This is a genomic window from Spirochaetota bacterium, assembly GCA_035477215.1.
GTDB lineage: Bacteria > Spirochaetota > UBA4802 > UBA4802 > UBA5368 > MVZN01.
The window spans coordinates 1-8,311 of record DATIKU010000001.1 but is presented as its reverse complement, the minus strand read 5'-3'; the positions used below and the strand labels follow the sequence as shown (position 1 = coordinate 8,311).

General features: G+C 58.2%; 8 protein-coding genes. 4 read left to right on the top strand and 4 right to left on the bottom strand.

Going from position 1 to position 8,311, the window contains the following annotated elements:
• The first annotated feature begins 93 nt into the window (after nt 1–93).
• The 4 genes from thiC (at nt 94) to VLM75_00025 (ending at nt 4,697) form a co-directional block, all read left to right on the top strand.
• Nucleotides 94–1,365, top strand: coding sequence for a phosphomethylpyrimidine synthase ThiC (gene thiC / locus VLM75_00040; GenBank protein ID HSV95301.1), 1,272 nt, complete (start codon nt 94–96; stop codon nt 1,363–1,365).
• Nucleotides 1,362–2,324, top strand: coding sequence for a thiamine-phosphate kinase (thiL, locus tag VLM75_00035; protein ID HSV95300.1), 963 nt, complete (start codon nt 1,362–1,364; stop codon nt 2,322–2,324). Before thiC ends, thiL begins: the two co-directional genes overlap by 4 nt.
• 212 nt (nt 2,325–2,536) lie before the next feature.
• Nucleotides 2,537–3,928: a SpoIIE family protein phosphatase gene (locus tag VLM75_00030; GenBank protein ID HSV95299.1), complete on the top strand. Its 1,392-nt coding sequence runs from the start codon at nt 2,537–2,539 to the stop codon at nt 3,926–3,928.
• A gap of 313 nt (nt 3,929–4,241) precedes the next feature.
• Nucleotides 4,242–4,697, top strand: a complete 456-nt coding sequence (locus tag VLM75_00025) for a nucleotidyltransferase (protein ID HSV95298.1) — start codon at nt 4,242–4,244, stop codon at nt 4,695–4,697.
• A gap of 10 nt (nt 4,698–4,707) precedes the next feature.
• On the opposite strand, the gene VLM75_00020 is transcribed toward VLM75_00025, so the two are convergent.
• The 4 genes from VLM75_00020 to VLM75_00005 all read right to left on the bottom strand — a co-directional run.
• On the bottom strand, nt 4,708–5,637 hold the full coding sequence (locus VLM75_00020) for a zf-HC2 domain-containing protein (GenBank protein HSV95297.1): 930 nt from the start codon (nt 5,635–5,637) through the stop codon (nt 4,708–4,710).
• A 1-nt stretch (nt 5,638) separates the two neighbouring features.
• The gene (locus tag VLM75_00015) at nt 5,639–6,235 is read right to left on the bottom strand and encodes a sigma-70 family RNA polymerase sigma factor (protein ID HSV95296.1); all 597 of its coding nucleotides are present in this window, start codon (nt 6,233–6,235) and stop codon (nt 5,639–5,641) included.
• A gap of 283 nt (nt 6,236–6,518) precedes the next feature.
• A complete protein-coding gene (locus tag VLM75_00010; protein ID HSV95295.1) occupies nt 6,519–7,499 on the bottom strand; it encodes an NADPH:quinone oxidoreductase family protein in 981 nt (326 codons plus the stop codon).
• Between the two features lie 236 nt (nt 7,500–7,735).
• Nucleotides 7,736–8,311, bottom strand: a 576-nt coding sequence (locus tag VLM75_00005; GenBank protein ID HSV95294.1) for an imidazole glycerol phosphate synthase cyclase subunit, incomplete at its 5' end; no start/stop codon positions are given.

Here is an 8,311-nt window from a genome sequence, read left to right as displayed (position 1 = left end):
CGCGGGCGCCGACATGGTGTGCGCCATCTCGGCGGTCGTAACAAAGCCGGATGTTGCTGCGGCGATACTGGAGTTTCAAAGGAGATACAGATCATGACGCAGTTTGAATACGCTAATAAAGGGATCGTGTCCCCGGAAATGAAGGCCGTGGCGGCGAAAGAGCCGCGCTCCGCCGGGGAGATACGGGACGATATTCGCGATGGCTGCACGGTGATTTTAAAGAGCGATTTGCACGACTGCGTGCCGGTCGGCATAGGGAAAGGGCTTAAAATAAAAATAAACGCGAACATCGGCACCTCCGGCTATAACGCCGATCCAGAAATGGAACTTCAGAAACTACGTGCCGCCGTGTACTACGGCGCGGACGCGATGATGGACCTCTCCACCGGGGGAGACATCCGTGCGATGCGAAAAATGGTTATCGCGGAGTCGCGCGTACCCGTGGGGACGGTCCCCATATACGAGGCGATCGTCCGGCAGAGCGATGTTTCGCGGATCTCCGAGGACGACTTCCTGGAGAGCGTCCGCACGCATATCGAGGATGGGGTCGATTTCATAACCGTTCACTGCGGCGTAACGAGAAAGTGCATTCCGCTTCTGGAGGGGCGCATCATGGGCGTCGTGTCGCGCGGCGGGAGCTTCCTCGTGAAGTGGATGCTGCACCACGGAAAGGAGAACCCGCTCTATGCGCGCTACGACGAAATACTCGCCATGGCGAAACGGCACGATGTCACACTTAGCCTGGGGGACGGCCTGCGACCGGGATGCCTCGCCGACGCGACGGACGCGGCGCAGATCGAGGAGCTTAAAACGCTCGGGCTTCTCGCCCGCCGGGCCCGCGAGGCCGGCGTTCAGGTGATGATCGAGGGGCCGGGACACGTGCCGCTGCACATGATAAAGGAAAACATCGAGCTGCAGAAGAAGTACTGCGACGGGGCGCCGTTCTACGTGCTGGGGCCGCTCGTCACCGACTGCTCGCCCGGCTACGACCATATCTCGGGCGCGATCGGCGGTGCGCTCGCGGCCTGGTACGGCGCGGATTTTCTCTGTTATCTCACGCCGATGGAGCACCTGGGGCTACCCGGTGTTAAGCACGTCGTGGACGGGGTAATCGCCTCGAAGATCGCGGCGCACGCAGCCGACGTGGCGCGGGGCCTTCCCGGCTCGCGCGAGCGCGACGACGCGATGTCGCGCGCCCGCTCCAACCTGGACTGGGACTCCATGTACGCTCTGGCCTTCAATTCAGAAAAGGCCCGCGAGATGCGCGGAAGCACCAAACACGACGACGCGGAGGTCTGCACCATGTGCGGCGACTTCTGTTCGGCGAAGATCAACCGCGAATGCAGGGAGAAATACCACCAATGAAAATTTCCGAAATCGGCGGCGAGTTCGCACTCATCAAACGGCTGATGCCCGAGGTTGAGAGCGACCCGGCCATTATCAGGGGGATCGGCGACGACTGCGCCGTGCTCGCGTACACGGCCGACAAATATCTCGTCGTGACCACCGACATGATGGTGGAGAACAGCCATTTTTCCCCGCAATGGTTCACCCCCTTTCAGGTGGGGAAGAAGCTCGTGGAGGTGAACGTCTCGGACGTCGTCGCCATGGGCGGCGTGCCGCGTTTCGCGTTCATATCCGTCGCGCTGACGAAAGACACCGAGGTGGAGTACATGGATGAACTGTATCGCGGCATTCACTCTGCGGGAGGGAAGCACGGCGTTTACCTCATCGGCGGCGATACCACGCACGGGAGCCAGATCGTGCTCAACCTCACGATCATCGGCGAGGTGGAGAAGAACCTGCTGTGCCTGCGTTCGGAGGCGAAGGCCGGCGACCTCATCTGTGTTACCGGAACCCTCGGTGGCAACCAGGCGGGTCTCGAGCTCCTGCTTGCCGGAAAGCCCGGGCATACCATCGAGTTCCTCGAACCCGAGTGCCGTCTTGCCTCGGAGGGATGCGTCATCGCGCGGTACGCGAACGCGATGATCGACGTGAGCGACGGACTGGGAAGCGAGGTTCGTCATATTTGCGAGGAGAGCGGCGTGGGCGCACGCATCGACTGTGAAAAAATACCGCTCTCGTCGGAGGTTGTCGAGGCCGCAAAGGCGGTCGGCGGGGATCCGTACGACTTCGCGATGTACGGCGGCGAGGATTTCGAGCTGGTGTTTACAGTCCCGCCTGGGAAGCTTTCGCGCCTGAAAGAGGAGTTTTCGGATATCAGTGTGGTGGGCGCGGTACTGCCCAAAGAGGAAGGGATATTTCTGATCAAAAACAACGAAAGAATGGACATCGGCAGGGGGTATGACCACTTCGCCGAATGAACAATGTTCAGTGATAAAGCAAAACATTCGAAAATAGTATTGATTTTATTTTGATCATATGTATAGGTCGGTTCAGTCGTGCGACTGCGCTACGTGACGGCTATGAATGCCGATGGAGGGAAAAACCACTCTGCAGCGGTTTTAAAAGAAGTCATGAACAATGTTGGTCTCGCTCGACGCTTCGGCGTTGCACGTTTCCGGGGGAGTGACCGATGATGGGTATATGGATAATACCATCGGGAATCTCCATTCAGGAAAAGTACATGCGTATGACGCGCAATGTCCTCATCGGCTATATTGCCGTCGAGATATTTGCGGCGGTCGCCCACGCACTGGGTCTTTCCAGTATCACCTATTCCGATATACTTGTCCTCACGGTCATCGCCAACGGTGGGACGCTTCTCTTCATGCTGTATATCCAGCGAAGGAGGGATTTCACACCGAAGACCGAAACACTGCTATTCGCCCTCGAACTCGCGTTGTACCTCCTCGTATTTTCAATCGCGGTCTATAAACTTCAGGAGATCAGGACGGCGGGTCTCGTCTTCGCGCTCATCGCGGTGACCATTTTGCTCCCTTACATTTCATTTCTGGAAAGCCTGGTGATTTCGATGAGCTCGCTGATTGTATTTGCGGCGGTTACCGTATACGCCCTTATATGGGCGGGACAGCCGGGATCGCTCGCAACCGATTTATTTTTTTGCGTGATGTTCATTCCGATCATGCTGCTCGTTGCCTATACCGCCAGACAGCTCCAGGAGCGGACGCGCGAAGTGGAAGAGGACCGCATGGTTCTCGAGAAACTGAACACCGATTTGAACGAAAAGAACCGCCAGCTCGAGTTGTCGGGCGAGCGCGGTCGGATAGAGATGGAACTCGCCGGCCTCGTCCAGAAATCCTTCTTCCCCACGGAATCGCCCGACTCACGGCTGTGGGACATCGCCTTCCGCTTCATGCCGGCCCGGGATGTGTCGGGAGACCTGTATGATTTTTACATCCGCGACGGCGAGGTGAAGGGCGTTTCCCTCTTCGATGTCTCGGGCCACGGGCTGTCGTCGGGACTCATAACCATGATCGTACGGCCCATACTGTACCGGCTCTTCAACCGGATGCAGGGGGAAGGGCTCGCGGCGATAGCGAGGTCCGCCGCCGAGATGATACACGGGGAAATCGAAGTGACCGGGACGTTCGTTACGGGCATTCTGCTGCGCTTCGAGGAAAACGGCGTCGAATACGTCAACGTGGGTCATCCGGATATCATGCTACGCCGTGGCGGCGCCTCAGAAGCGCGTATCGTATCTCCAAAAGATTCGAATTTCAGGGGGCTGCCGATCGGGATAAACAATCCGGAGGTTACAGCGCGGGTCCTGCGCTTCGCCATGAGCAGGGACGATTGTTTGCTCCTCTACACCGACGGCCTTCTTGACGGATTCGGCAACGGAACGACGAGCCTGGGGATTGAACGGATACGCGATGCCTTTTCGAACGCGCCCGGCGGGACGGCACGCGAATTGTGTGATCGTATTATAGAGCGTTTTCATGACTCGGTCGGTGATGCGGGGAAGGCCGATGATGTCACGGTGATCGTGATACGCAGGCGGTGACTGCGTTTTGGATAATGGATGGACAACTTATTTTTGGTTAAAAACCACAGTTTACTATATGACGGTGATTCTTCCTTGACAGACGCGAATATTCAATATAGTTTTTATACGGTCATGTGGTCCAATCAGGCCTGACCGGAAACGGCATTGAGTGAACAAAAGATACATCTTCCAACTGACCAAATGCCGCGACTCAACCGCGATGAAATCTCCGTCGGGTCGCTTCGTGATCCAAATGAAGAAAAATCATACTGGTTTGCGTTAACACCAGCCGAACGACTCAACGCCGTCGAACTGAACAGAAGGATGGTCTATGGCGAGGATCAAGTTGCACTCAGACTTCAAAGATTTCTTGAGGTTGTTGAACTCACACGCGGTTGAATATCTCCTTGTAGGCGGATATGCGGTTGGCTATCACGGATACCCGCGTGCTACCGGGGATATGGATATATGGATTGCCGTAAACGACCTGAATGCGGCACGCATAGCCGCCGCCTTTCGAGAATTTGGCATGCCTGAAGAGAGGATATCGAATGAACTGTTTCTGAAAAAGGACATGGTTATACGTATGGGTGTGCCGCCGGTCAGAATTGAGGTGATCACCGGTGCCTCCGGGGTGGTTTTTGAAGAGTGCTGGGATCGAGCCGAAGTAATCGATATAAATGATATCCCGGTAAGGATAATTTCCCTTGAGGATCTTTTAAAAAACAAGCGCGCCAGCGGTAGATTCAAGGATCTGAATGATGTAGAGCACCTTCCTCAAGGTTAAACCGGTCGATTCAATTCCCATCAACCTGTATACGCAGTTTAAATCTACCCGCTTCCGCTTTCGGTGCCGATTTTTCCTGCCGCACCTCGCCCAGTCCCTTGAGGTCGTATATAAGATCCCTATAGGAGCCTGCCTGTATCTCGATCGTGAAGACGCTGCAGCGCCCGGTGGCGGCGTCGCACTTCTCCTCGAGGATTCTCCCGCCCGACCGCCGAATGGCGCTTCGAACGTCCGCGGGCGATTCGGCGTCGGTAAGGCGGTCCGCCGTCTCTTTTTTCTGTTCCGCTGGCGGAATCTGCCGGGCGGCGGCGACCTTCGCCCGGCTCATGGAGGCGTCGTACGCTTCCATTTCCTCACGCGCTGTGGCGCGCCCGTGCCGTGCCTCGTTCATGTCGAGCGCGGACGGTGAGACGCCGCGGAGGGTGAGCGCGATAACATACACCGGAGCCTGATGGACCTTTTTATCGGTCGATGCGGTTTTTTTCAAGCGCCGCTGCCCGGACGAAGTGAGCGTGTCGCCGGTATCGCGAGTTTCAAGTACGGTTTTTTCCATAACGGCGACGTGTTCCGGAGCATCCATTACAATGTCGGTCTTCCGTGACTCGTCGGGAACGAGTATCACGAAAACGAGCGCCGCTGCGGCGAGGAGTCCGGCGGCCTCAAGCGGCAGCTTGACGCGCGCCGGGGAAAAGAGCTTCTGACCAATGCCGCGGCGCGGCTCGGGCGCGTCGATACGCTCGTTGACAGCGCGGGGCAGATCGGTGGGAGCGGGGACGGTGCGCAGGGTGGACATGCGTTTACGGTAGGCCCTGAGAAAGGCGAGCTCTTTCGCGCACACGGCGCATGATGCACAGTGTTCATCGATCCCGCGCGCGAGTTCCCCGGAAAGCCTTCCGTCGACATATTCGGAAAGGCGGCTCTGTAGGCTGCGGCACTTCATGCTATACGATTCCCTCCAGTTTCGATCGAAGCCTGCGACGCGCACGCGCGACCCTTGACTTGACGGTGCCCAGCGGCATGCCGGTGGTCGCGACGATCTCCTCGTAGCTTTTACCCTCGATATCGCAGAGCACGGCGACGGTCTTTTCATCCGGAGGCAGGGCGTCGAGCGCATGTTGAATGAGCGCCTCGCGCTCGTCCCGCTCGTAGCGCGCCGCCGGGTTGGCGAATGACACCCTCCCGTTCGAGTGCAACAGCGCGTCATCGGCGCCGGTGCCTTCCAGGCGCACCATCTTTCTTGACCTTCTGTACCCGGCGGAGGCGAGCCTGTTTTTGCAGGTGTTCACCGCTATACGGTACAGCCAGGTCGAAAAGGCCGCCTCGCCCCTGAAGCCCGCCAGCCCGCGGTAGGCGCGGAAGAAGGCATCCTGCGCGCAGTCGGAAGCCTCGTCATACTCGCCAAGCATGCGGAAACACAGATTGAAGAGCATGTCGCCGTGGCGCAGCACCAGCAGGTCGAAGGCGCGGCGGTCGCCCGCCAGCGTTTCGCGCACCAGCGTCTCATCGTCCCGTTCGTTTGTCGATACGCTTCTTTTCATTGGACAGGCGCGAAGCGGAAAAGGATCTCGTTTTTTTACGGCGGGCCGGATGATAACACGGCCAGGGTATTTGTCAATCCGCATTCGCGCGCCGTATCGGCCCGTCAGGGCGGTGAAAATAAAACCCGGGGTGAAAACTGTCGGCGCCGGGAGCAGAGCGACGCGGCGATCTCAAGAGGCAGGAAGAAAATCTAAAAAGCTCGGTGTTAAAAGGGATTTCCACGCCCCGATACGGCAGGGGCTCGCAATGAAAGACAATTACCCGAAATTATATCCACACCCGTCAGGGCCTGAGAACGAGTTTGCCGGTCACCGTGCCGCTTTCCAGAAGGTCGTGCGCCTTCGATGCTTCGGCAAGGGGAAAGGATCGATGGATTACCGGCCGTATTTTACCCTCCCTCAGGTGGCCGAGAAGCGTCACCAGTGCGTTGAAGACGGCCATGGGGTCCGCTTTGGCCGTGCCGCCAAGGTGGAAGCTCCTCATCGATATCCCCTTCATGAAATGGCGGTTGAAGCGCGCGGCCATGTCGGCGGGCAGGTCGCCGCCGATGCTGCCTAACCAGATCACCTGTCCAAGCGGCGCGAGCATGTCGAAGTTGTCGCTGAACTTCGGCCCGGCCACATGGTCCATGATGAGACAAACGCCCTTACCGCCGGTAAGCTCCATCACCCGCGCCGGTACGTTTTCTTTTTTATAGTCGATGATGTGGGCGATGCCCTGGCTCTTCGCGTACGCGGCCTTTTCGGGGCTGTCGGTAAGACCGATCACCTCGATGCCGGCAAGTTTCGCAAGCTGTCCCATCGCGGTACCGATGCCGCCGGCGGCCGGATAGAGCAGCGCCGTCTGTCCCGATTCAACGCGGCCGAAGTGGTGCAGCATCAGGTGCGAAGTGAGATAAGTGGTCGGGAACACGGCGGCCGCGTCCATGTCCACTCCCTCGGGCACGGGCACTACGGAGAACGGCCCGGCCTTGACGTACTCGGCGTAGCACTCGCCTCCCATCACGATGACCTTCCGCCCGGGCTCAAGGTTCGTTATCTGGCTTCCGACGGCCTCCACGGTGCCGCTCGCCTCGATGCCGGGAGTGAAGGGCAAAGGCGGCATTTCGGGATAGAGGCCCTGCCGCATGCGCACATCGGCATAGTTCACCGAGATCGATTCCGTGCGGACAAGCACCTGTTCGGGGCCGGGCTCGGGCGTGGGGACATCGACGTATTCCAGCACGTTCGATGGCCCTGTTGCACTCACTCGTATCGCTTTCATTGAAAGCACATCCATTTTGTTGATTTGTCGTGATACCGTGAATTATGGTTTTGCACCGAGCGTTGAAAAGCGATTGCTCCCGTACTCGGGACATTCATGCGGCAAACCTTGCATGAACAATGTTCATTATGTGAAACATGTTCATATAAGCCGGGGGGATGTCAATAGATTTTTATTTTTAACATGATGTGTTCCAGGCGACGATCATGATCGTCGCCTGGAAGCATTGCAGGGGATTACAGGCTGACCTTCAAACCTTTTTCTACAAGATACTCTTTCACCTGCCGTATGCTGAAGGTGCGGAAATGGAACACCGAGGCGGCGAGAAGCGTGCTCGCGCCGCCCTTTACGACTCCTTCGTAAAAATGCTCGAGCGTGCCCGCACCGCCCGAAGCGACCGTTGGCAGGCCGGACGCATCGGCCACCGCTTTCGTGAATTCGAGGTCGTATCCCTTGAGCGTGCCGTCGCCGTCCATGCTGGTGGGGAGGAGGGTGCCCGCACCGAGAGTGCGGCATTGGCGCGCCCATTCGATCGCGTCTTTTCCGACCGGTCTGGTGCCGCCGGAGACCACCAGTTCGAAACCCGAGGGCATGGCCGGGTTCCGCCTGGCGTCGATCGCGACGGTGATGCGTTCTGAGGCGAACCGTTTGGCCGCCGTGCTTACCAGATTCGGGTCCTTTACCGCCGCGCTGTTCATCGACACCTTGTCCGCTCCCGCATCGAGCACCAGTTCGATGTCCTCGAGTGAATTGATGCCGCCGCCCATTGTCAGCGGAATGCTGATGACTGAAGAGACCTGCCGCACCCACTC